Genomic DNA, 24535 nt, shown 5'->3' on the forward strand with positions numbered 1-24535 from the left:
GGCACGATCGCTCGCCCCTACCCCTGTCGTCTACTAAAATCTTGTCTCTGACGATTTTTAAGGCTTTTTATTTAAATTCATTCTAAATAAAAGTTGCTGTAATAGGCCAGTTTGCTCATTGGTAAAACCCTAAAAACAGACAATATATTCCTATTTTGTTTTTGCACTTATTTGATGGTGAATCTTATACTACCCGCGAAGGAGATGCACTTATATAAATACATTTTTACTCTGTTTAAAAATCTTTCTCTTCGATTATACCTTTATACAGTGCTGCTATTGTATACACAGAAATTGAATGTAAAAGTACAGGAGGCTTGCGATAGTTAAAAGTAGACACACTCTATATTTGCTTCCTTTTACAATTTTATACTTTGTAGCGCTTGTTAAATAAAAATAAGAGAATTACCTTTGCAGGCTAAAATTATAACCATAAATCGAACCGATGGAATTGAGAAATTACGAAACTGTCTTCATCCTGACTCCTCTGTTGAACGAGGCGCAGATGCAAGAAACGGTCGAGAAGTTCAGAGAGGTGCTTAAGGAAAATGGCGCCGAGATTATCCACGAAGAAAACTGGGGTCTTCGCAAATTGGCTTACCCGATCCAGAAGAAGTCTACAGGTTTCTATCACCTGGTTGAGTTCAAAGCTCCAGGTAACGTTGTAGACGCTCTTGAACTGGCTTATCGCCGTGATGAAAAAGTAGTGCGTTTCTTAACTACTGCCCTTGATAAGCACGCTGTGGCTTACAACGAGCGTAGAAGAAATGGCGAGTTCAAATCACAAGCTAAAAAAGAGGAGGTTAAAGGATAATGAGCTTAGTTAACGAAAGAGTACACAAACAAGAAAACCGTCAGAAATACTGCCGTTTCAAGAAGAGCGGTATCAAGTATATCGACTATAAAGATGGTAACTTCCTGCTGAAGTTCGTGAACGAGCAGGGTAAGATCCTTCCAAGAAGACTTACAGGCACCAGCCTAAAGTTCCAGCGTAAAGTGTCTCAGGCGGTTGCCAGAGCAAGACACCTTGCTATTTTACCTTATGTTACAGATTCTTTAAAATAAGGAGAGCACACGATGGAAGTAATACTTAAAGATGACGTAAAATTCCTGGGCTACAAAAACGATATCGTTGAGGTAAAGCCAGGTTATGGCCGTAACTACCTGATCCCACAAGGACTAGCTGTTTTGGCTGACAAGTCTAACAAGAAAATCGTAGCTGAGAACATCCGTCAGGCTGCTCACAAAGCTGAGAAAATTAAGAACGATGCACAGGAGCTGGCTAACAGCATCGGTGATATCACGCTTGAGCTTCCGGCTAAAGTTGGTGAGACTGGCAAGATCTTCGGTTCAGTTACTACACTGCAGCTTTCTGAGGCCCTTAAGGCTAAAGGATACGATGTAGACCGTAAGCGCATCACTTTCGACCAGGATGTGAAAACAGCCGGCGAATACACTGCTACGCTGAACCTGCACAAAGAAGTGAAGCACCAGATCAACTTCAACGTTGTTGGTGAATAAGCATTCCGAGAAGACTACTACAAGCGTCCTGCCGTTACTGGCAGGACGCTTTTTTTTATCCATACTTCACGTATAATCAAAAAACCAGGCCGTTAATCTTATGTTCCGCACAGAAGTTCAGGTTTCGAAATCAGACTTAAACCTTATGCTGCAGCACCAGGTGCTGACAATGGGCTCCTGCTTTGCCGAGGTAATTGGCAGCAAGCTGCAGCAGCACAAAGTAAATGCGCTGGTAAACCCGTTCGGTACCATCTTTAACCCGGTATCGGTTTGCCTGCTGTTGAAAGCTGCTTCGGGCAAGCCCTATAATTTCGAGAACAATCTGGTGCAGCATAACGGCATTTGGTACGCCTACGACCTACACTCCTCCCTGTCGAGCCCGGACAAAGAGGAGTTGCTGCACATGATTCAGGAGCGCATGCAGCAAACCAGCGAACAACTGCAACAGGCCTCTTTACTGATCATTACGCTTGGCACGGCTGTGGCGTACCGCCTGGCTCAGAGCGGGAAGGTGGTAGCCAACTGCCACAAGCTGCCGGCCAAACAGTTTAGCAGGGTTTTATTGAGCACTGAGGAAGCCAGGCTAGCCTTTGAGGATATGTATGGCTTGCTGAAACTGATCAACCCCGACCTCAAGATACTCCTAACGGTAAGCCCGGTGCGCCATATCAAAGAAACCATCCCGATGAACAGCGTGAGCAAAGCCACCTTACGCGTGCTGTGCCACCAGTTGGAGGAAGCGCATGCCGATGTTTTATACTTCCCGGCGTATGAGATTATGATGGACGACCTCCGCGATTACCGCTTCTACAAGGAGGACATGCTGCACCCAACCGCCGTGGCAGAAGATTACATCTGGCAGAAATTTGTGGATGCATACTATGCGCCTGAGTTCAGGCAGTTCATGGGCCAATGGCAAAAAATACAGAAAGCAGCAGCGCACAAGCCATTTCACCCTGGTTCCGAGGCGCATCAGGCCTTTTTAAGAAGCACCCTGGAGCAGCTCCAAACGCTGCAGCAAAAGTATACTTTCAACGCAGAGCCCGAGATGCAACTGCTACTAGCGCAACTGACTAAGTAATACAATTTCTGCCCGACACTTTATCACCGGGAGTGCAGCTAGCAATAAGCCGCGCTAACAGGTTTAAACCAGATGTTATACTTGTAGCTGAGCCAGAAAGCATACTTCTGCAGTGCGTATGCCTATAATTTGCACTAAATAGCTTTCGTTTAGAATATTTCTTTCGTACATAAAAAGTATACTTAAAGCAGAAGCACTTTCCGGAGTGCGCTTTACAGAACTACTAGAACTATGGCAAAAGAAATACAACCCAACAGACTTATAAAAGAGAGTAGCCCCTACTTACTGCAGCACGCCTATAACCCTGTGGATTGGTACCCCTGGGGGCATGAAGCCCTGCAAAAAGCCAGGCAGGAAGACAAACCCATTATTGTAAGTATAGGCTATGCCGCCTGCCACTGGTGCCACGTTATGGAGCATCAGTCTTTTGAGAACCATAAGATCGCGGAGGTCATGAACAAGCATTTTGTGTGCATCAAAGTTGACCGCGAGGAACGCCCCGATGTAGACGCTGTGTACATGGATGCCCTTCAGGCAATGGGGCTGCAAGGTGGCTGGCCACTTAACGTTATACTTACCCCGGAGGCAAAACCTTTTTACGGCGGCACATACTTTCCGCCGCAGCAATGGGTAAGCCTGCTGGCAAATGTGGCCGAGGCTTACGAGAAAAACCGCAAGGAACTGGATACCTCCGCAGAGCAGTTTGCCCAGCACCTGAACCGCAGCGAACTGGAGTCATACGGCCTGAAACCCGACGAGCTCAGTTTGCGCGAAGAGGACTTCAGGTTGATGTTTTACAACTTCAGCACACGCTTTGACAAGCAGCACGGCGGCCTTGCTCCGGCTCCGAAATTCCCGATGCCCACCGATTGGCTTTTTCTGCTCCGTTACCACCACCACACACAAGACGAGCAGGCCCTGGAACACCTGAAGCGCACCTTGCAGGAAATGGCTTTCGGCGGATTATACGACCAGGTTGGTGGCGGTTTTGCACGCTACTCTGTGGATGCCGAGTGGCTGGTGCCGCATTTCGAGAAAATGCTTTACGACAATGCCCAGCTGATCACGCTTTACGCTGAAGCATACCAGGCTACACGTGAAACGTTGTACCATGACGTAGTTTACGAAACGATCGGGTTTGTAGAGCGCGAGTTGATGAGCACCGAAGGCAGTTTTTACTCTTCCCTGGATGCCGACAGCGAGGGCGAGGAGGGTAGGTTTTATACGTTCACCAAGGATGAGTTGCATGAGATCTTAGGGTCTGAGGAGCCGCTTTTCTCGAAGTATTACCACGCCACGGCCGCCGGTAACTTTGAGCATGGCCGCAATATACTTCACCGGCGCATTTCTGATGAAAGGTTTGCCAAGGAAAACGAGCTGGAGCTGGACGTGCTGCAGGACATGGTGCAAACCTGGAAAGAGCAGCTCATGGACGTGCGCGCCAAACGCATCCGCCCTGGTCTGGACGACAAGATACTCACCTCCTGGAATGCCCTAATGTTAAAAGCGCTGGCCGATGCATACTATGTTTTCGGCAACAAACACTTTGTGGACCTGGCACTGCAAAACGCACACTTTATACTTGATAAGCTGAAAAAAAGCGACAAGCTTTATCATAACTATAAAAAAGGTCACGCCACGATTGACGGCTTTCTAGAAGATTATGCCTTGCTGATACGGGCTTTCCTGCGCCTTTACGAGGTAACTTTCGATGAGCAGTGGCTACAGGAGGCCAAAGACCTGGCAGATTATACCTTGCAAAACTTCTTTGACAAGGCAGAGGGCATGTTCTTCTTTACAGATAAGAGTGCCGAGAAACTCATCGCCCGCAAAAAGGAAATCTTTGATAACGTTATCCCGTCCTCCAATTCTGTTATGGCCACCAACCTGCACTACCTGGGTTTATACTTTGATGAGGCGCGGTACACGGAGTTATCAGACAGCATGCTGGCGCGTATGAAAGAATTGGTTATCAAAGAGCCAACCCACCTGAGTAATTGGGCCTGCCTTTTCTTCTTAAAGCTGACGCCTACGGCTGAGGTGGCTATTGTCGGCGCCAAAGCTCCGGAAATGCGTGCCGAGCTTAGCTCGTTTTACCTGCCCAACACCTTACTAACCGGAAGTATAAACGAAGGCAGCAAAGTGCCGCTTCTGCAAGACCGGACTTCCATCAATAAAAAGACCACGGTGTATGTTTGCTATAACAAGGCCTGCCAGCTGCCCGTGCATACTGCTGCAGAGGCACTGGAGCAACTACAGGGCAGGCAGCAGCCATCCAAGTTTCCGTCGCTGTAACCAACGCAGCCCAAATTAGGCACCGCAAGCCGCTCAGCTACTCTCGCTGAGCGGCTTGTGTTATTTTAGCCGTGCAACACTGTTTCTAGAGAGCGCTTAAATCCTTACCTTAGAGGCTGAACTAATCTTACACCTTTATTACCCATGACGAAGCATACTTACCTGAGTATGTTACTGGCGGCTGCACTGGCACTTCCTGTTGGCGCCGCACAAGCTCAGGACAAAAAAGAAGACGCCAAGTGGAAAGTGGATGCAGCCCACGGCCCGCAGAAAGAAATAGCGATAACGACCTCGGAAGGCACCTGGATGAGCGTGGACGTAAGCCCCGATGGCAAAGAGATTGTATTTGACATGCTCGGCGACATTTACATCATGCCCATCTCCGGCGGCAAGGCCAAAGTATTGCGCACAGGCCGGCCCTACGAAGTGCAGCCGCGCTTTAGCCCCGATGGCAAGTATATTTCGTTTACCTCGGATGCAGGCGGAGGCGATAACATCTGGGTGATGAAACGCGATGGCTCTGAGGCCAAGCAGATAACCAATGAGAACTTCAGGCTACTGAACAACGCCGTTTGGACACCCGACGGCGAGTATATTGTGGCACGCAAGCACTTTACCAACACCCGCTCGTTGGGAGCCGGCGAGATGTGGATGTACCACCGCACCGGCGGCACGGGCGTGCAGCTTACCAAGCGCAAAAACGACCAGCAGGATGCCGGGGAGCCATTTGCATCGCCAGACGGCAAGTATGTATACTTCTCCGAGGACATGAGCGGCGGCTCTACCTTCGAGTATAACAAAGACCCTAACGGCCAGATCTACGTTATCCGGCGCGTAGACCGCCATACCGGCGAGGTAGAGAATGTGATTACAGGTAACGGCGGCGCGGTGCGTCCGGTACTTAGCCGCGATGGCAAGTATATCGCCTTTGTTCGTAGGGTGCGGACCAAGTCTGTGCTGTTTGTGCACGATATACAGACAGGCGAGCAATGGCCAATCTATGATAAGCTAAATCACGACCAGCAGGAATCCTGGGCTATTTTTGGCGTATATCCATACTTCTCCTGGACGCCCGACAATAAGAACATCGTTTTTTGGGCCGATGGAAAGATCAACAAAGTAGATGTGGCTACGCAAAAAGTAACCAACATTCCGTTTGAGGCCACGGCTACGCACTATGTTACCGGAGCCGTTCGCCACGACCACAGCAAGGACGGAGGCATCGCGCCAAAGCAATTCACGGCAAAGGCCATACGCCATGCCATAACCTCACCGGACGGGAAAACGCTTGTATTTAATGCCGCCGGCTACATTTACCGCAAAGCACTGCCCAACGGCAAACCGGAGCGCATTACCAACGGCCAGGATTTTGAGTTCTACCCTTCTTTCTCCCCGGATGGCAAGTACATTGTATATTCTACCTGGAACGATGATGCCTTCGGAGCGCTCTATAAACTGGACATCCGTAAGAAAAACGCCAAGCCAACCAAGCTAACCACCGAAAAAGGCTTTTACACCGAGCCGGTCTTCTCGCCGAACGGCAAGTACATAGTATACAGCAAGGATGGCGGCAACAACCACATGGGTTACGCGCATGGCAAGCAGCAAGGCATTTACTTTATGCCAGCCGATGGCGGCAAAGCCACGCTGGTGCAGGAAAACGGCTCTACACCGCTATTTAACGCCACCTCAGACAGGATTTTCTTTACCGGGCGCGAGGGCGATAAGTATGCTTTCAAGAGTGTGGCCCTAAACGGCAAAGAGCCGCAAACGCACTATACCTCCAAGTATACCGACCAGTTTTACCCAAGCCCCGATAACAAGTGGATTGCCTTTGTAGAGCTGTTCAACGGCTATGTGGCTCCGTTTACCGCCAATGGCGCAGGCCTGGACCTGAGCGCCGACACCAAGGCTGTTCCGGTAGCCCGCTTCACCCGCGATGCCGGCACAAGCATCCACTGGTCCGGAGACAGCAAGAAGGTGAACTGGGTGCTGGGCGATGAGTACTATTCGAATGACCTGAAAGACCGCTTCGCCTTTGTGACCGGCGCTCCCGCAGAGTTACCAGCCATTGACACCACAGGTATAAAAATTGGCCTGGAGCTGAAAACCGATATCCCGGAAGGGAAAGTAGCCTTTACCAATGCCCGCATCATCACCATGAAAGGCAATGAGGTAATTGAAGGCGGAACGATCGTAGTAGACGGGAACCGCATTATTGCAGTCGGCAAGGATGTAACCGTACCGAAAGATGCGAAGGTGATCGATGCAAACGGTAAAACGATCATGCCAGGCATTGTGGATGTGCACGCGCACTTAGGCACTTTCCGTTTGGGTATGAGCCCGCAGAAGCAATGGTCATACTTCGCTAACCTGGCCTACGGCGTTACAACCACCCACGACCCTTCTTCTACCACCGAAATGGTTTTCAGCCAATCGGAAGCCGTAAGATCCGGAGCGATGGTTGGGCCGCGCATCTACTCTACAGGAACCATACTTTACGGTGCCGATGGCAACTTTAAAGCCGTGATCAATAGCCTGGACGATGCACGCTCGCATCTGCGCAGGCTAAAGGCTGTGGGCGGTTTCTCGGTGAAGAGCTATAACCAGCCGCGCCGCGAGCAGCGCCAGCAGGTAATTGAGGCAGCCCGTGAACTGGACATGAGCGTTTACCCGGAAGGCGGCTCCACGTTTTTCCATAACATGACCATGGTGATGGATGGCCACACGGGCATTGAGCATAACATACCTGTAGCGCCTGTTTACAAAGACGTAACCGAACTCTGGAAAGCCACCGAAGTGGGCTACACGCCAACCCTTATCGTGAACTATGGCGGTAACTCCGGCGAGTACTACTGGTACCAGAAAACCAATGTATGGGCAAAGGACCGCCTGCTTAAGTTTACGCCTCGCTCTATTATTGATGGCCGCTCCCGCCGCGTGACGCTGGTACCCGACGAGGAGTATGAAAACGGGCACATCGCCACTTCTAAAGCAGCCAAAGCACTCACAAACAACGGCGTGAAAGTAAACCTGGGCGCCCATGGGCAGCTGCAGGGCCTTGGCGCACACTGGGAGCTCTGGATGCTGCAACAAGGCGGCATGAGCAACCACGAGGCACTTCGCGCGGCCACGCTTAATGGTGCCGAATATTTGGGCATGGGCAAAGAAATAGGCTCGCTGGAAACAGGCAAGCTTGCCGACCTGATCGTGCTGGACAAGAACCCGCTTGAGGATATCCAGAACTCGGAGCACGTAAAGTATACCATGATCAACGGGCGCCTTTACGATGCCGCCACCATGGCCGAGCTCGGAAACTACGAGCGCAAGCCCGGCAAATTCTGGTGGGAAAACGATAAATACGCCACCGCCTTTGATTGGCACGAAGGCACGGATACCCGCTTCGAGGGCATCGCTGGTGAGCACTGCGTTTGTAGGCACTAAGCGGTAAAGTATGAAGTATGAAGTATGAAAAACGGCTGCCCCTGTTGGGGCAGCCGTTTTGTTTTCAGGCACTCGCGGTGTCTGAGGGGCCGCGAGTGCCTAAAGAGTTAGAGAGTTCAACTTTTACACAAACAATTTCGCCATTCTAGCACGTTAATCTCTCGCAGGAACTGCGCACGCTGCGAGGTCTTGCTCACCATAAACCCTTGTTATAGAGCCAGATTAATGATATCTTCCAAAAAACGAACGTATGACGCGCTACCTCACACCAATCCTTTTACTTCTGCTCAGTTGCTGCAGCTCCAACGCAGAACAAATCAAGGCCGAAAAGCAAAGTGATGCTTCCGCAACGCCAGGAGTTTCAGTAAACCCAGCAGGTAAAACAGTAGCAGAAAGGTTTCCGGTGCCGGCAGGATTTACGAGGGTAAACGTAGAAGTTGGTTCCTTTGCAGCGTATCTTCAGAACTTCAAGCTCAAACCGGATGGCGCTATGATGCACTACTATCATGGTGCCGTTAAGCCTAACGATGGTGTTTATGAGGCGGTGCTGGATATTGACGTAGGCAAGTATGATTTACAGCAATGTGCCGATGCTGTGATGCGTTTGCGGGCCGAATACTTATTTAAGCAAAAACGCTTTAACGACATTCACTTTAATTTCACTAACGGTTTCAGAGCAGATTATAACAAGTGGCGGCAAGGGTACAGGATCAATGTAAAAGGGAACGTATGCAGCTGGGTTAACAAAAGTATACCATCCACGAGCTACGCATCTTTTAAAGATTACCTGCACGTGGTGTTTACCTATGCCGGCACTTTATCGCTTGCCAAAGAACTGAAACCAGCAGACCTGAGCGACTTACAAATCGGAGATGTGTTCATTAAAGGCGGTAGCCCCGGCCATGCAGTCATTGTTTTGGATATGGCCGAAAACAAGGCAATAGGCGAGAAGCTTTTTATACTTGCCCAAAGCTACATGCCAGCCCAAGAGATTCAAATCCTTCAAAACCCGACCGCTCCAAATCTCAGTCCTTGGTATAACACTACGTTTCAAGGGCCACTGCTAACTCCTGAATGGACTTTTCAGAAGAATCAGTTAAAAAGATTTTAAAGTTACCATAATGTGAGCGAGTCCGCTCACACCGTACCCAGGTGTTATTTTATACAACGATTAACAATCAACAACCAACAATTACTTCACCGCGGCCAGTACCTTTTTAAATAACTCATTTTGCTTGCCATCGTGCCAGCGCCATACTATAACGATGTCGTGCTCAGGATCTACCCAGATGGTGTTTTGCCCGGCGCCCAGGGCTGCGTAGCTGGTTTTGGGTGCATCGGGCCAGGCCTCGCCACCTGTGTTCAGCCACCAGAGGTAGCCATAGTCTGGGCCCACGGGGCCGCGAGAGGTAGTGGCCTCTTTCACCCATTCTTCAGAGATAAGCTGCTTATCCTTCCAGCGGCCGTTGCGCAGGAACAGGTAGCCAAAGCGTGCTTCGTCGCGGGCGCTAATCCAGAGGCCGCCGCCCCAACGCGTGCCACCGCTAACGGAAGGCATTTTTTGGCCGTTAATCTCAACCGTAGAATTGCGGTAAGGCACCCACTGCCAGGTATCAGACGCACCGATTGGGTTCATGATCTTGTCTTTCAGCACGTCGGGCAAGGGTTTCTGCCATACGCGCAGCAGCGAAAGCGCAAAACGGTTAATGCGGGCGTCGTTATACTCGTAGAAGGTGCCTGGCTGCTGTAGTTCGCGCGGTTTTCGCTCGCCACGGCCATAGGCTTCCTTTCCCACAAAGTCATCCTTCTTTCCCCACATCTCGCCCTGCCACTCACTTGTCTGCCGCGCGTGGTGTTCCCAGGTTATAGGTTTGTTGTGCTCCGATGCGTACCCGCCGTCCTGCACATACTTGGCCACTGGGTCGGTTATACCCTCAATCATGCCTTTATCCAGGGTAAGCCCAAGTATGGTTGAAAGAAAGCTTTTAGCCACACTATAGGTCGGGTCTACAGCTTCAGTATCGCCCCACTCGGCCACGATATAGCCGTTTTTAAGAATGATGCCGTTTGTAGATGCCCTGTCGTTGGGAAGAGGGCCAAGCGGTTCCCCAAAGATCTCAGCCTGCGTGGAAAAATCCTTCTGCATTTGCTGCGTTTCCTGTTGCTTAGCCCAAGTCACGGCTTCCTGAAGTTTGGCCGCATCGAAACCCAAGTCTTCAGGTTTGCGGTGTTCCCAGGCATCGCCGGCACCCGGGTAATAGTATGAATTACCGCTTTGCTCTTCAGTGGTGGCGCGCTGCGGTTGCGGCTGGCAGGCTGCTACGCTTAACGCCAGGCCAAGTATAAGGTATAGCTTCCGGAACATATGTTAAGAGATGTTTGAGCCCTACAAGCTACTAAAAATTGCCAAAGGTTCAGTAGTATATCGCCTTTAAGCTTATTGTTTAACTGCTTGGCTATTGGGTTTCTGATCGGGTAAAGGGAAGAGAGAAGTATAAATTACGCCGAAAGATTTTCTGAGGGCAGAATCGCATGGTATACCATATCTATATGACTTTGCTATATTACCTGCAATACTATTTTTCCGGCTGCATGGCCTTGCTCGCTATATTTATGAGCTTCTGCTGCCGCATGCAACGGGTAAACGCTATCGATGATCGGTTTTATGCTTCCTTTCTCAATCCAGGCACTGATTAGGGCAAGGTCCTCGCCTTTATCATCCGTAAAAATCGCTTTCAGTTTTTTATCTGAGAACACCGAGAAAGCAAAGCCGAAAGCTATGTCTTTAGGGTCGGGCACAGTTGTTACATAGCGGCCGTGGTGGCATAAGCTTCTTTTGCTTTCCAGATAACTACTTTTGGCCACAGCATCAAAAATAAGGTCATAGCAGTTTCTTGTTTCTGTAAAGTCGTCTTTGGTGTAATCGATGACTCCATCGGCACCTAGACTTTTTACAAGTTCTATATGGCTTGTGCCACAAACCCCTACAACCTTGCCAGCTCCGAGTGCCTTAGCTATCTGTAGGGCAAAAGTACCCACACCACTGGATGCTCCGTTTATCAGTACTTTATCGCCTGAGGCTAATTCCCCTTTGTCTCGCAGCCCTTGGAGGGCGGTAAGGGCTGTGAGAGGCACTGCTGCTGCCTTCAGGTAATCCAGGTTAGCAGGGATAGGCACCGCTGTTTCTTCTGAAATAACGGCATATTCTGCATAAGCGCCGCCAAGCTTATTGTCTGCCATGCCATACACGCGGTCTCCTGACTCAAAAGCCAGCACCTTGCTCCCAAGCGCTACCACTTCGCCAGCCACATCCCTGCCCGGAATCTTAGGGAAACTTAAGCCAGAAACGGGCAGTAATTGTCCGGAACGAACTTTCCAATCAATTGGGTTTACGCTTGTGGCATGTACACGCACTAGCAATTGGCTTTCCTTCGGCACTGGCTTTGGTTGCTCTCCAAATCGCAGAACATCCGCATTTCCATACTTTTCATAGAATACTGCTTGCATGTGCCTTTCTTGATGTGGTAGTTACATACTTAAGGTAAGGTTTTGAGAGTTTATTCTTTTCACTTATTAAAGCGCCAGGCACTCCACCTGACGCTTTAAGAGATAATTCTTCACGTTGTTAGTTTATTCTTTGACTACCTTAACTGTTTTGCTGAGGTTGCCTTGCTGTACTTTTAAGATATAGAGCCCGCGAGGCAAGCTATCCGGTAGGGTAAACATGCTGGAGGTCGTACCTTTGTCCAGCTTTAGGCTGCGCGCTGTTATTACTTTCCCCAGTATGTCATGTATGGTTATATGCACTTCCTGGGCTTGCTCCGCAGCAACATCTACATTCAGTTTGTTTATAAACGGATTCGGATAGGCTTTTACCTGGTTGCGCACATCTTCAAACAGCACCAACCGAGGTCCATATAAAGCAACTGTTCCATCCTCATCAATCTGCTTAAGGCGGTAGTAGCGGGTGCCATGTTTGCCGTTCTCTGTATCCTTAAAAGTATACTCTTGTTTTATACTTGAATCCCCGTTTTTAGTAGGCACAAACCCTAACGCCCTGTAAATGTACCCTTCCGTGGAAACCTCTACCTCGAAGCCTCTGTTATTCTGCTCCATGGCTGTAGCCCAAGTTATGACAGCATCATTTCCTTGTTTTACAGCTTTCAGGCTCATCAATTCTACCGGAAGCGGAGTAGCCTGACCAAAGCCAAACATATATAACTGGCAGTTCCCTCTATTCAGCACGCGAGCCTGTACTTTAAGATCTGTTGGCGGATTAATCAACTCAAACCTGTTCTCTACAGTGGTTTGCACAGGGTTTCCCCAGTCTCCATCAGGCGTATTGCTTGTATACCACATATAAACCGGATCTGAGCCTAGGTTTATGCTTTTCATCTCCGATAAATCAATGGATATTTCCCAAATGTTGTTAGCGGCATTTGTTTGCTTTGAAACCAGCAAAGGTTCCTGTTGAGGTTCTTTTATGGTTTTTACCGTTAGCGCAACATCATCAGAAAATGTGCACCCGTTAGTAGTAGTCACAGTTAGGCGTAGCGTAGCGCTGGCGCTTTTCACCTCAACGGTTGGGTTTAGCGCACTGTCATCTGAAATGCTTCCTAACCCGTTTACAAACGACCAAGAATATGTTCCTGCCGGAGCAGTGGCTTCCAGCGGGAAGCTAGTACCAGTTGCATTTTCAGAGCATGTAACTTCCTGGGTATTGCCAGCATCCAAACCTGAAGTTGGTGTAAATCCGAAGTTTCCTGATACAAGTCCGTCTTCTGGGGGGCTGGGCGTAAATACTGATATCTGCATTGGATCTGCACTGGCAAGATCGTCAGCGGTAAGCATTGCGGTTAGTTGCTGCCCGCTTACATACGTTGTTGCTCTATCAAAACCATTTACCCTAACTACAGAGGCACGCACAAAGTCCTGGCCTGTTACCGTAATTTCACCCTCTGTAGCACCTGTCAAAACACAACCCTGCACCTGGCTAATTACTGCAGTTGTGTTAGAGACAGTAAACACATTGCTTATTCCTTGTAAATCCCCCATTTTAGCCGTCAAGGTATACTCTCCCCCTTCATCCACGGAAACGTTAGAAAAAGTAGCGCCAGTGGCTTGGTAAGGTGCTGTGCCATTTTTTAAAACAGCGCCATAAGGGTTAGTTGATGGAGTTATTTCCAGCTTAACCTCTTCGTTATTATATGTATTTGTAACCCTGTTGCCGGCAGCATCAGTTACCTCAACCATTGGTTGGGTATCTAAGCTGGCGTTTACTACAGCATTCCCCGGTTGTTCAGCAAAGCTCAACTTTGCGGGTGCTCCTGCTACTTGAGCGATTTTTGCGATTATAAAGGCATTTTCTAGTCCTTTGACTGGATTTCTTGTTCCCTGAAGTGTTCTTGCATTAAGCTTTATATCTCTTGGTGCTGGTGAGGGAGTAGCTACAGTTGCCTGAACAGCTAATCCACTAATTACAATAGAGGATATAATAGCTGTGTCTTGCACTGTAAATGGTATAGTAATCTTACTGCCATTTACAGAAATTGAGCTATTAAAAGTAACATCAGTGGCTGCAGATGTTACTTTTACCGCTATGCCTGTAGGTTTAAATGCCCAACCTGAAGGTAAATCTATAATCAAATTTCCACTATGTTTGAAATCACTTACTAAGCGTTCTTCTATTATCACATCATCAAGGCTGGTAAAACCTGCTTCTGGCCCATTAACATATTTATCCGCTGAAATAGTGTATGGCTCAGCTCTTTGGCTTACTATTACCTGCGCCTGTGCATCGTAATAGCAGCACACCCAAAGCAGGGTAACCAAAAATAGGTAAAGATTTTTCTTAGGAAGGATAGCAGTAAATGCAAATTGGGTAAAGTTTGAATACATAGGATAAGGGTTAAATTAAAGAAGCCTTTTATTTATCGGCTTATTAGGTTTAAAAAGGCACAACACGGAACAAAAGCGCGAAGCTTTACAGGGAGACTGGTATTAATAGCAGATAAAAAAATGTAATCAAGATCAACAAACAATGCTTAACTACATTTTTAACATTGATAAGTACATTAAATAACAAAACCCAGTATAACTTAGGTGGTTATTATAATGGTTTAAGTTTGAGGTAGAAGCTTAATTCTTTAAAGCAATTAAATATAACGTTTATTTTAATTTATTTAACTTTTAAAACTTAATTACTCAATTCAGTTAATTTAGTTACAAATAAAAATAAAATAATACAGTTATTTTCATATTGCTATGTTGAGTAGCTAAACGTCGATCATATTCTCAATTATATTTATTTAGAAGTACTCTAAAAATTTTGCGCAGATTTAGATAAATTTAAGATCATAAAATTGGGTATGAAAAGACGTAATCATCTGTTTATCCGTAAAGCACACCGCTACTTGGGCTTGCTTACTGGTATACAGTTTATACTTTGGACGGCTGGCGGCTTATATTTTAGCTGGTCTAATATTGATGAGATTCATGGTGACTATCAAAAAAAGGCACCTTCTTCGTTTGAAGCATCTTTAAATTTAGTTGCTCCTACACAGGTATTCAGCCAACTTCCGCAAGCCGACTCGCTAAAATCGGTTAAGCTGATCGATGTTTTAGGCAAACCTGCATACCAGATTCTATACTTCGCAAATCAGCATGGCAAACCTAAGTTACATACGCAACTAGCCTGGGCAGGCAATGGAGAATTGCGCGCGCCTTTAACAGAACAGGAAGCGGAGTTAATGGCTCTCCAAAGTTTTAATGAGCCGGTGCACGTGATTAAGACAGAGTATTTAACAGAAGAAAACGTTGGCAGGCACCATGAATACAGGGAAAGCCCATTGCCTGCTTTTGCCGTTACCATGGAGCACCCCTCCAATACCACCGTTTATGTGGCCACTGAGCGCGGCGAAGTAACCAAGTTCAGAAATAACAAGTGGCGTGCCTTCGACTTTCTGTGGATGCTGCATACTATGGATTATGAGGGCCGTGATAACTTTGGCAATCTGCTTTTAAGGCTGTTTTCTGTAATCGGGATGATTACCATACTCTCTGGATTCGCTTTATACTTCATCAGTTTTCGGCGTAATAATAGAAAACTAATAAAAAACCCAACACCACGCCCAGCAGCCCTTCGGTAAAGAAAATACCTCCTAACCGCAATCCATAAGTGCCCCATTGGGGCCTATATTTTTATAGATACAAATGCCTAAGCACAAACCGGCTTTCGTTAGCTTACCCTATGCCTGCTAAGCAGCTTTTCGCTTCTGTAAAATCTTGAAATGAATATAAGAGCACTGCAGAGCTTACTTTGATAAGTTCAAATATTAGATTTTGATGTAACCACATTAAATAATCCTAACCCCTAAAACACTATCCAAATAATTTGGCGATTAATATATAATTTACTATATATTAGTATAGTTTCAGGCACTTCCGATAAATTCCCCTATTCTAATCTATACACAAGAATAACAACATCTCTAGTTTGATTATATAGTAATATTATTAATTTTGCTCTATAAGTACAGAAGTATGCTTTCATGATAAATTTCAAAATTAATTCAGAGATAGCACAACTGTAACCAAAAGGCATAATAAAATTATTTATTGAATAAGTACAATTTAAGGAATTGTACTTACAATTTCCCACTTGTTCCCTGATTTTTGGGTTTGGGCAAGGGAGACTTGCAGAATGTTGTTGCAAACCAGACGCGTATGAAAATATTTTTACCCCTGCTTTATGCATTACTTGTATTAACAGGCCAAACCCCTGCCCCTACCCCACTGCCACAGGCAGCTGACGCGGTAGAAGGCAAGAAGCAAGCATTGTTTTACAGCAGCGTGTTCAGCAGCAAGCCTACGCCTGCCAGCACAATGGCACCCTGTAACGCTAACGCCACACTTGTTGATTCGGGTGCCGGGCCATTTGGCTCGCCGTTTATGAACTGCTCGTCTGTGGGCTCTACCTACACATTGCAGGTACAGAACAACTCCACAACTAAATCTACTAATACGGGCTACCGCATAAACTGGGGCGACGGCACTGCCACTCAAACTTTTGGTGCGAACTTTACCGGCACTACACACAATTATACTTCGCGCGGCTCCTTTGTGCTTACCTTCACTGCTATCGACAACAGCGGCTGCGAAACCAGCACTACCTACAAAGTATACAACCTAAGCAACCCCGGCTTTTCGGTGGGTAACCCCGGCAGCACCACAGCTTGCCTTTCCCCGGAGCAGCCAACCGTAACATTCCGCTTCCCGGTTTCAGCCATCGAGTCTAACCCCGATAACACGGTTTATACGTTCACCTTCGACGACGGCTCTCCGGCTGAGGTATATACACACGCCGAAATGATCGCCAAAAAAGAGATTGTGCACACGTTCGTGGAAAGCTCTTGCAGCATGCCAACGCAGTCTTTCAGTATAAAAGGACGTGCAGAGTACATGTGCGGCGCCACCAAGATGAGCACACCGGGCTCCATTGAGGGTATTGTAATCAACAAAAGCACAGAAGCTGACTTTACCGTAAGCGGCGGACCGCTCTACTGCGCCGGAAACGAGATTACCTTTGGCCAGAACATCGAAAACCCAGAGCTCTGCCCTATCTCCTATGACTGGTCTGTACTTGATGGCGTGGAAGGCACTGATTGGGTATTTACACAGGGTACAAGAAGCTCCGCTATTATCCGTGTTAAGTTCCTAAAAGATGGCACCTATCGTGTTCGCCTTAAAACGATAACAGCAGGTTGCGGCGAGGATGAAGTGATTAAAAGCGTAGTGATTCGTGAGGCTGCCGATGCCAAATTTGATGTAACCCTTGATAAAGGCAACAGCTGCGAAGACCTTAAAGTAACCGCTGTAAATACCTCTAAAGGCTACAACCTGACATACGCCTGGAGTGTAAAGTATAACAACGGCAACGCTAACAGCTCTCACTATAACTACGTAAGCGGCAACGCTAACAGCGCTAGCCCTGTGTTTTTGCTTACTAGAATAGGAACTTACAAACTCACACTGGTAGCCAGCAATGGTTGCTCGTCTAGCACATTCACTAAAGACGTTGTAGTGAAAGGGCTCCCGACGGTTTCCTTTAAAAACCCTACCCTTGAAAACTGCGGGCCTTACACGGTAGACTATAACAATAGCCTGAACAAGGGCTCTAATAACGGCACCATCTCCGCTTATACCTGGTCAGTTGATAATGGCGGCGCCTTTACCGGCGGTACGAACAGCAGTTCTGCTAACCCAAAAATAAGCTTCCCGGCAGCAGGCACTTACCGTGTGCGCGTTACGGTGCAGAACGAGTGCGGCAGTTCCACTACGGCAGAGCAAGTGGTAACCATTAACTCACTACCTTCTATCCCGGAAGTAGATGACATGACTGTGTGCCAGAACGATAAGCCAACGCTTACAGTTAAATCGCCGCAGAGCGGCTTTAGCTACCGTTGGTACAGCCAGGCAACTGGAGGCTCGCAGTTAAACTCGGGCAACGGCGTATCTTTTACGGCACCCAATGCACTTACCTCCGATACTAAGTTCTATGTAGAAACGGTTAGCGATAAAGGCTGTGTAAGCCCATTGCCACGCGAGGAGGTTTCCATTAAAGTGCTTACGGCAGTAACAGGCAACAGCATCAGCACCACCAAAACTGTTTTCTGCGAGGGCGCTGTACCGGATAAGTTTACCGGAGGTGATCCGGCAGGCGGCGGCGGCGCGCCTTATACTTTCCTGTGGGAGATAAGCACCGACGGAAGCACATTTACCGATGCCACAGGCACAAATACTGAACGCGACTACACACCAAGTCAGCCACTAACCGGCAATACCTGGGTGCGCCGCAAAGTATTCAACAACCCATGCCAAACAGTAATTTCGAACGAGGTAAAGCTCGAGGTTATCCCTACGCCAGAAAAGCCTGAACTCCAAAACCAGGAAGTATGCTATAACCAAAACGTAACTCTGACCATCGACAATGCCGATACAAAGGTTAATTATACCTGGTATGATGCTCCTTCAGGCGGAAACATTGTAGCCAGCGGCACAAGCTATACTTTAAATACACTTAAGAACGACATCACCCTGTATGTAAGCGCAACCGCAGACCATGCATTAGCCTGCGCCCAGCCAGAGCGTGGCACGGTAACAGTAACCGTTACGCCTCCATTGGTAGGCGGCGATGCCATTAGCTCGCCTGCCAGCACAGTATGTTATAACAGCTCGCCTGGCAAACTGACCGGCAATGCTCCTACAGGCGGAAATGGAACTTATACCTATATCTGGCTTGCCAGTACCGGCAGCTCAACTGGCGGCTATGCCGAAGTATACAGAGGTTCCGACCCAGATTATACACCCGCCCCGCTCACCCAAAAAACATGGTTTAAGCGAGAGGCATACTCTGGCAGCTGCATGGTTGCATCGAATGTAGTGGAAGTAGACGTGGAAGCGTTGCCGGTGGCGCCAACCGTGAGCGGCACAACTTTGCTATGCTTTGGTGGCAGCACTACCTTAATGGCAACTGCCCCCGGCGGCACCTACATCTGGTACGATAAAGATGGCAACACACTGCAACAAGGCAACAGCTTTGAAACGCCAGCCTTGGAGGCTACCACAACATACTATGTAAGCGCTACCAGCGCCTTGGGCTGCGAAGGTGCCCAGCAAGCGGTTACGGTAACCATCGTCCCAGCCATCGCCAACAACAACATCAGCGGTAACCAAACAATTTGCAGCGGCAGTACCCCTTCTGAATTAGGAGGATCTTTACCAACGGGGGGCTCCGGAAGCCCTTATACTTACTATTGGGAATACAGCACCGATGAGGGTGTAACGTTCCAGCCAGCTCCGGGAGACAATGGTTCGCAATCGTATACTCCAACTGCTGCGCTCACTCAGGATACTTGGTTTCGCAGAAAAGTAAGCTCGGCCCCGTGCCTGGATGCAGAAAGCAACCTGGTAAAAGTAACGGTATTGGCACTGCCTACTGCACCTGTTGTGCCAGATGCAGAAGCTTGCTACGCCAGCAAAGTAACCTTAGAAGTTCAAAGCCCGGAAGACGGTGTAAAGTATATCTGGTACGACGAAAGTGATGCAGTGGTGAAAGTAGGCCCAACCTATCAAACTCCAACCCTGACGTCCAGCAAAGTATACTTTGTGGAAGCCGTACTGAACAATGCCAATGCCTGTGTAGCAGAGAGCCGCACCAGAGTAATGGTAGATATTGTGCCGCAATTACTCGGCGGAGACATAATCAGCACCCCGAAGGCAGCTGTATGTGCAGGAAGCTCACCGGGCATGCTTACCGGCGAAGAGCCGACAGGCGGCACGGGCTCTTATACTTATCAGTGGTATGCCAGCACGACCAGCGCCACGGCAGGCTTCGAGAAAATTGAGAATGCCACCAATAGAACCTACGTGCCCGAGAACATGCAGCAAACCACTTGGTTTAAGCGAGAGGTTTATTCTGCCAGCTGCATGAAAACATCTATCGTGATTCGTGTGGTAGTGGAAGATGCACCCACTGCGCCAACTGTAAACGGCAACACGGATATTTGCTTTGGAGGTGGCACCGTGCTGACAGCATCCGCTGCTAGCGGAACCTATAACTGGTACGATGCCAGCGGCAACAGGCTACATACAGGCAGCAGCTTTAGCCCGCAAAACCTGGAGGCCACCACAACTTACTTCGTGAAGGCAGAAAGCGCTTCGGGTTGTGCCAGCCCGGCTACCGAGATTACGGTTACGGTTGTGCCGACAATCACCAACAGCATCTCTGCGAACCAGACGATTTGCTCCAACGAGGCCCCGGCAGCGCTTGGCGGCGGCATTAGCGGAGGGAATGGCTCTGATAGTTATACCATACTTTGGGAATACAGCAGCGGCGGAGCAGCCTTTGGTCCTGCACCAGGCAACAACAACGAAGAGAGCTATAGCCCGGGTGCGCTGACAACCACAACCACCTACCGCCGCTTGGTTACATCCGGTGGCTGTACAACCCGCTCGAACGAGGTTACCATTACTATTGCCAATACCATTTCCAGCAACCTGATCTCCGGAAGCCAGACTATCTGTGCTGGTAGCACGCCAGCCACACTTACAGGCAATGGCAGCGGCACGTTTGCTTACCAATGGTATGCCAGTACAACCAGCGCTACGGCAGGTTTTGAGAAAATAGAGGGCGCCACTGACCGTGACCTGATTCCAAGCACCCTCAACGACCCGACCTGGTTCCGACGCGAGATAATCTCCGGAACCTGTACCTCTATGTCGAACACCGTATTTGTGAAAGTGGAGCCTGCTTTGGCGAAAAACACCATCCGTACCGACAAAACAGAACTTTGTTACGGCGACCGCCCAGACATAATTTCTGGAGAGCAACCAGAGGGCGGCAACGGGAACTATACGTACCTATGGCAATGGACCAAGGCCAGTGAGCCCGGCAACTATAAATCTGCCCCTGGTAACAACACTGCCAATGATTATGTGCCTAACCCGAACGACCCAGCCCTGAAGCTAACGGAGTCAGTATATTTCAGAAGAATCGTTACGTCTGGTACATGTAGTCAGAACATTAGCCAAGAGGTTCTCATCTCGGTTATTCCGCAGGTGGTTAACCAGATTAGCTCGGCTAATAATAGCCTGTGCGTTGGCCAGGTGCCAGAGCCATTTGTGAGCGCTACACCAGTTAGCGGGGGCAAAAACAGCAATTACACCTTCCGTTGGGAACGCAGCTATAACGGCGGCAACTGGCAAGTAGTGGCTAGCTCGGAAATATACACGCCACAAGAAGGCCTAGAAGCCGGAACATGGCAGTATCGTAGGGCAGCCGAGTCAGGCGGTTGCGAGGAGCGCATGAGCAATACCATTAGCATTACGGTTTACACAGCCATAGAAGGAAATACCCTTAATGCTGTGGAACCTGTATGCGTGGGCAACACTATAACGATAACCGGCGCTGAAACCCTGCGTGGCGGCAACGGAAGGTATACTTATGCCTGGGAGCAAAGTATAAACGGTACTGATTTCTTCACTATTACCGGCCAGGAAGAAAGCAAGCTGACTGTACCAGCCACTGAGCGCGGCTTCTTCCGGCGCATCGTGAAATCTGATAACTGCGAGAGTATTTCCCCAGCCATTGAGGTGCAAGTGCAGCAGCCTGTTGCCGTACAGATAAGCGGCGCCCAAAGCCTGTGTATTGGCGGCACGTTCAATCCGCTAAAGGTAACTAGCCTAACAGGTGGTAGCAGCAGCAGTAATGTGGTACAGTGGCTCAAGAGCGAATCCGGTGCGGCTGGCCCGTATGTTGCTATCCCTGGTGCAACCTCTGATACTTATCAGCCTGTGGCTATAAGCAAGCCAACCTGGTTTATGGTGCGCGTAAACGGCCATGCGTGCAGCGAAGCTTATAGTAACTTTGTGAAGGTGGAGTATTACCCAGAAATCGTAAACAAAATCGGTAACTCCCAAACGGTTTGCGCAGGCAGCCCAGTTACAGCAATTGGTAGCACCACGCCGGTAAGCGGCGGAGACGGCCAGAACTACACCTATGTGTGGAAGTATAGCTCCAATGGCACAACCTACAATACTGTGGCCGGTGCTAATGATGCATCTTACACCCCGCAAAACGTTTCGACCCTGACATACTATAAGCGCATTATTACTTCCGGTGGCTGCACCAGCGAGTCTGATGCCGTGACAGTAGATGTGAAAACGGCCCCGGTAAACCAGATAAGCATTGCAAACAACCATATCTGCTCCGGCACTGTGCCAGATAGAATTATCTCTGCAATGCTTGGCGGCACCAGCGACCCATATACATATACCTGGCAACAAAGTACCGATGGTATAAACTATTCAACCATTAGCGGAGCTGTGGATGCTACCTATCAGCCAAAAGCACTTACTAAAACCACTTGGTTTAAACGCACCGTACGCTCCACAATATGTGGCCAAACGGAAAGTAACGTGCTAAGAGTGCAGGTAGACCAGCCTATTAAGGATAACTTTATACTTACCAAACCTGCACCAACCTGTATCGGCCAGCCGCTGCAGCTGCTTGAGGGCTCTAACATAACCGGCGGCAACGGCAACCCAACATATCAATGGCTTGCCAGCGAGCAGGGGCCAACAACGGGCTTTGTACCTGCCCCGGGAACAAACACAGGTAAAAACTACCAGCCAAGCAACCTAGCACGCACCACATGGTTTAAGCGTGTGGTGTATGCCGGACCTTGCCAGGAAGTTGAAAGCGATGCCGTGGAAGTTAGAATGGTGAAGGTGCCCGACGCGCCAACCGCCTCTGATGTGAAAGTATGTATCGGCTCAGCCGCCAACCTAACGGCACAAGCCAAGGCTGGTGAGTCGCTGCAGTGGTATGATAAGCCAACAGGCGGCAAGCTGATCGGAACCGGCACTACTTATACTTCGGGTAAGCTCTACAACAACGCTAGCTTCTACGTGCAAGCAACCAACGCCAACGATTGCGTGAGCCCAACCCGCCACGAGGTGAAGGTACAGGTGGTGGAGCCTAAAGCAGTGGTAAGCGAGGATGTGACCATCACGGAAGGCAAGGCAGTAACCCTGACTGCATCTGGCGGCGTGAGCTACAGTTGGTCGCCAGCGGCCGGACTTAGCGATCCAAACAGTGCCACACCAAAGGCATCGCCGAAGCAGACCACTACTTATACCGTAACCGCGACGACCGAAGAAGGCTGTACTGCCTCAGCGAAGGTAACCGTAACGGTAGTGCCACGCGTGGACGCGGCCAATGTGATCACCCCGAATGGCGACAACAAGAACGACCGCTTCAAGATCCGCAACATCGAGAACTACCCGAACTGCCGCGTGCAGATCTTCTCGAGATGGGGCGAGTTGGTGTTCGAGTCTAAAGGCTATACAGAACTTCAGGAATGGGATGGCACGCGCCAGGGAGTACAGCTGCCAACCGGGGCTTACTACTATATCATCCACTTAAACGAGGGTACAGAGGAGCCAGTCTCAGGAAGTGTCACCATCATCAGATAACAGCAGAAGAGTATGAAACGAATTTTAGTAAGCGCGCTGATTTATTTGGTAACTCTGGGAGCCGCCTTTGCGCAACAGCGCCCACAGTATACGCAGTATGTAACCAACAATTACCTGGCAAACCCCGCTGTAGGGGGCATCGAGAGCTACGCCGATTTGCGTGTAGGGTATCGGACACAATGGTCTGGCTTGGAAGGCGCACCTAAAACGTTCTACGCCTCTATTCAGGGATCGCTGGGTTATAACTCAAACTCGCCGAAGGAAACCAAATCAAAGTATGGCTTTTCGCAACGCAACAAGTATAAACGCGCCGTGCCGCACCACGGCGTTGGGGCCATGGTGCAGGCGGATGAGGCAGGATTGCTAAAATCCACGAGCTTCAGCGCCAGTTATTCATACCATCAGCCACTCAACCGCTACCTTACGCTTTCGAGCGGGTTGATGGGCGGCGCCACGCAGTTCAGCATTAACTCACAGAAAGCTGATGCCATCGATTCAGGCGACCCATATCTAAACAAGCTGACCAACTCCGCAAAGTTTGACCTGGGCGTTGGCTTGTGGTTATACAGCCCCGACTTTTATATTGGCGTATCTGGTTTGCAGTTGCTTCGCAATGGTGGTGATTATGACAATAACGGAAGCTCCACACAACCTCTGATGCGCCAGCAGCCACACTTCTACGGCACCGCAGGTTTCCGTATGCAGCCAAACAAGTTCTTGGCCGTTATTCCATCGGTGATGGTAAAAATGACGGATACCAGCGCGCCATCTATTGACTTAAACGTGCGGGCACTCTACGCGCAGCGCATCTGGGGAGGCGTGTCGTATAGGCATGAAGACGCCGTTGCCGTGATGGCTGGCCTGAACGTGAGCCACCTGCTGGATGTAGGCTACTCATATGACGTAACTACTTCGGAACTGAACAAGGTAAGCGCGGGAAGCCATGAGGTAACAGTAGGCTTTAAGCTGAATAACCGTGGCAAGATCATCTGCCCTACCTGGGTATGGTAAACACTTATCAGAAAGTATAAAACAAACAGCCGGGGCAGTAAAACGCTTCGGCTGTTTGCTTTAATGCGGTTCCTGAACTAGCCATAGGCATTCAAAGTATAATCCATTACCTTTGCAGTCTAATTTTCAGAAGCTAAACGATATACT

13 protein-coding genes are annotated in these 24535 nt (G+C 48.9%); 10 read left to right on the forward strand and 3 right to left on the reverse strand.

Features of this window, described 5'->3' with window-relative positions; all coding sequences use genetic code 11:
• The first annotated feature begins 445 nt into the window (after nt 1-445).
• The 7 genes from rpsF (at nt 446) to D1627_RS17605 (ending at nt 9452) form a co-directional block, all read left to right on the forward strand.
• The gene (rpsF, locus tag D1627_RS17575) at nt 446-814 is read left to right on the forward strand and encodes a 30S ribosomal protein S6 (RefSeq protein WP_119433598.1); all 369 of its coding nucleotides are present in this window, start codon (nt 446-448) and stop codon (nt 812-814) included.
• Nucleotides 814-1065, forward strand: a complete 252-nt coding sequence (gene rpsR, locus D1627_RS17580) for a 30S ribosomal protein S18 (protein WP_007652662.1) — start codon at nt 814-816, stop codon at nt 1063-1065. Before rpsF ends, rpsR begins: the two co-directional genes overlap by 1 nt.
• A gap of 12 nt (nt 1066-1077) precedes the next feature.
• Nucleotides 1078-1521 (forward strand): 50S ribosomal protein L9, encoded by a 444-nt coding sequence (rplI, locus tag D1627_RS17585; RefSeq protein ID WP_119433599.1) that lies wholly within the window; start codon nt 1078-1080, stop codon nt 1519-1521.
• Nucleotides 1522-1621: 100 nt separating this feature from the next.
• The gene (locus D1627_RS17590; RefSeq protein ID WP_119433600.1) at nt 1622-2602 is read left to right on the forward strand and encodes a GSCFA domain-containing protein; all 981 of its coding nucleotides are present in this window, start codon (nt 1622-1624) and stop codon (nt 2600-2602) included.
• A 231-nt stretch (nt 2603-2833) separates the two neighbouring features.
• The gene (locus D1627_RS17595) at nt 2834-4897 is read left to right on the forward strand and encodes a thioredoxin domain-containing protein (RefSeq protein WP_119433601.1); all 2064 of its coding nucleotides are present in this window, start codon (nt 2834-2836) and stop codon (nt 4895-4897) included.
• A 144-nt stretch (nt 4898-5041) separates the two neighbouring features.
• Nucleotides 5042-8341, forward strand: a complete 3300-nt coding sequence (locus D1627_RS17600) for an amidohydrolase family protein (RefSeq protein WP_233555693.1) — start codon at nt 5042-5044, stop codon at nt 8339-8341.
• Between the two features lie 250 nt (nt 8342-8591).
• The gene (locus D1627_RS17605; RefSeq protein ID WP_119433602.1) at nt 8592-9452 is read left to right on the forward strand and encodes a DUF4846 domain-containing protein; all 861 of its coding nucleotides are present in this window, start codon (nt 8592-8594) and stop codon (nt 9450-9452) included.
• An 81-nt stretch (nt 9453-9533) separates the two neighbouring features.
• On the opposite strand, the gene D1627_RS17610 is transcribed toward D1627_RS17605, so the two are convergent.
• The 3 genes from D1627_RS17610 to D1627_RS17620 form a co-directional block, all read right to left on the reverse strand.
• Nucleotides 9534-10706, reverse strand: a complete 1173-nt coding sequence (locus tag D1627_RS17610) for a serine hydrolase domain-containing protein (protein WP_119433603.1) — start codon at nt 10704-10706, stop codon at nt 9534-9536.
• A gap of 194 nt (nt 10707-10900) precedes the next feature.
• Nucleotides 10901-11848: an NAD(P)-dependent alcohol dehydrogenase gene (locus tag D1627_RS17615; protein WP_119433604.1), complete on the reverse strand. Its 948-nt coding sequence runs from the start codon at nt 11846-11848 to the stop codon at nt 10901-10903.
• Nucleotides 11849-11971: 123 nt separating this feature from the next.
• Nucleotides 11972-13654 carry a T9SS type A sorting domain-containing protein gene (locus tag D1627_RS17620; protein ID WP_158607216.1) on the reverse strand — a complete coding sequence of 561 codons (1683 nt, stop codon included), beginning with the start codon at nt 13652-13654 and terminating at the stop codon, nt 11972-11974.
• Nucleotides 13655-14709: 1055 nt separating this feature from the next.
• Between D1627_RS17620 and D1627_RS17625 the strand changes: the two genes are divergently transcribed.
• The 3 genes from D1627_RS17625 (at nt 14710) to D1627_RS17635 (ending at nt 24388) form a co-directional block, all read left to right on the forward strand.
• Nucleotides 14710-15489, forward strand: coding sequence for a PepSY domain-containing protein (locus D1627_RS17625; RefSeq protein ID WP_119433606.1), 780 nt, complete (start codon nt 14710-14712; stop codon nt 15487-15489).
• 577 nt (nt 15490-16066) lie between these two features.
• Entirely contained in the window at nt 16067-23377 is a 7311-nt protein-coding gene (locus D1627_RS17630) for an Ig-like domain-containing protein (protein WP_147383364.1), read from the forward strand.
• 12 nt (nt 23378-23389) lie between these two features.
• A complete protein-coding gene (locus tag D1627_RS17635; RefSeq protein ID WP_119433608.1) occupies nt 23390-24388 on the forward strand; it encodes a PorP/SprF family type IX secretion system membrane protein in 999 nt (332 codons plus the stop codon).
• Nucleotides 24389-24535: the final 147 nt, after the last annotated feature.

It is taken from the genome of Pontibacter oryzae, from assembly GCF_003576375.1.
Classification (GTDB): Bacteria; Bacteroidota; Bacteroidia; order Cytophagales; family Hymenobacteraceae; genus Pontibacter; species Pontibacter oryzae.

Coding starts and splice junctions, on each gene's coding strand:
- rpsF (WP_119433598.1), top strand. CDS start 446: ATGGAATTGAGAAATTACGAAACTGTCTTCATCCTGACTCCTCTGTTG.
- rpsR (WP_007652662.1), top strand. CDS start 814: ATGAGCTTAGTTAACGAAAGAGTACACAAACAAGAAAACCGTCAGAAA.
- rplI (WP_119433599.1), top strand. CDS start 1,078: ATGGAAGTAATACTTAAAGATGACGTAAAATTCCTGGGCTACAAAAAC.
- D1627_RS17590 (WP_119433600.1), top strand. CDS start 1,622: ATGTTCCGCACAGAAGTTCAGGTTTCGAAATCAGACTTAAACCTTATG.
- D1627_RS17595 (WP_119433601.1), top strand. CDS start 2,834: ATGGCAAAAGAAATACAACCCAACAGACTTATAAAAGAGAGTAGCCCC.
- D1627_RS17600 (WP_233555693.1), top strand. CDS start 5,042: ATGACGAAGCATACTTACCTGAGTATGTTACTGGCGGCTGCACTGGCA.
- D1627_RS17605 (WP_119433602.1), top strand. CDS start 8,592: ATGACGCGCTACCTCACACCAATCCTTTTACTTCTGCTCAGTTGCTGC.
- D1627_RS17610 (WP_119433603.1), bottom strand. CDS start 10,706: ATGTTCCGGAAGCTATACCTTATACTTGGCCTGGCGTTAAGCGTAGCA.
- D1627_RS17615 (WP_119433604.1), bottom strand. CDS start 11,848: ATGCAAGCAGTATTCTATGAAAAGTATGGAAATGCGGATGTTCTGCGA.
- D1627_RS17625 (WP_119433606.1), top strand. CDS start 14,710: ATGAAAAGACGTAATCATCTGTTTATCCGTAAAGCACACCGCTACTTG.
- D1627_RS17630 (WP_147383364.1), top strand. CDS start 16,067: ATGAAAATATTTTTACCCCTGCTTTATGCATTACTTGTATTAACAGGC.
- D1627_RS17635 (WP_119433608.1), top strand. CDS start 23,390: ATGAAACGAATTTTAGTAAGCGCGCTGATTTATTTGGTAACTCTGGGA.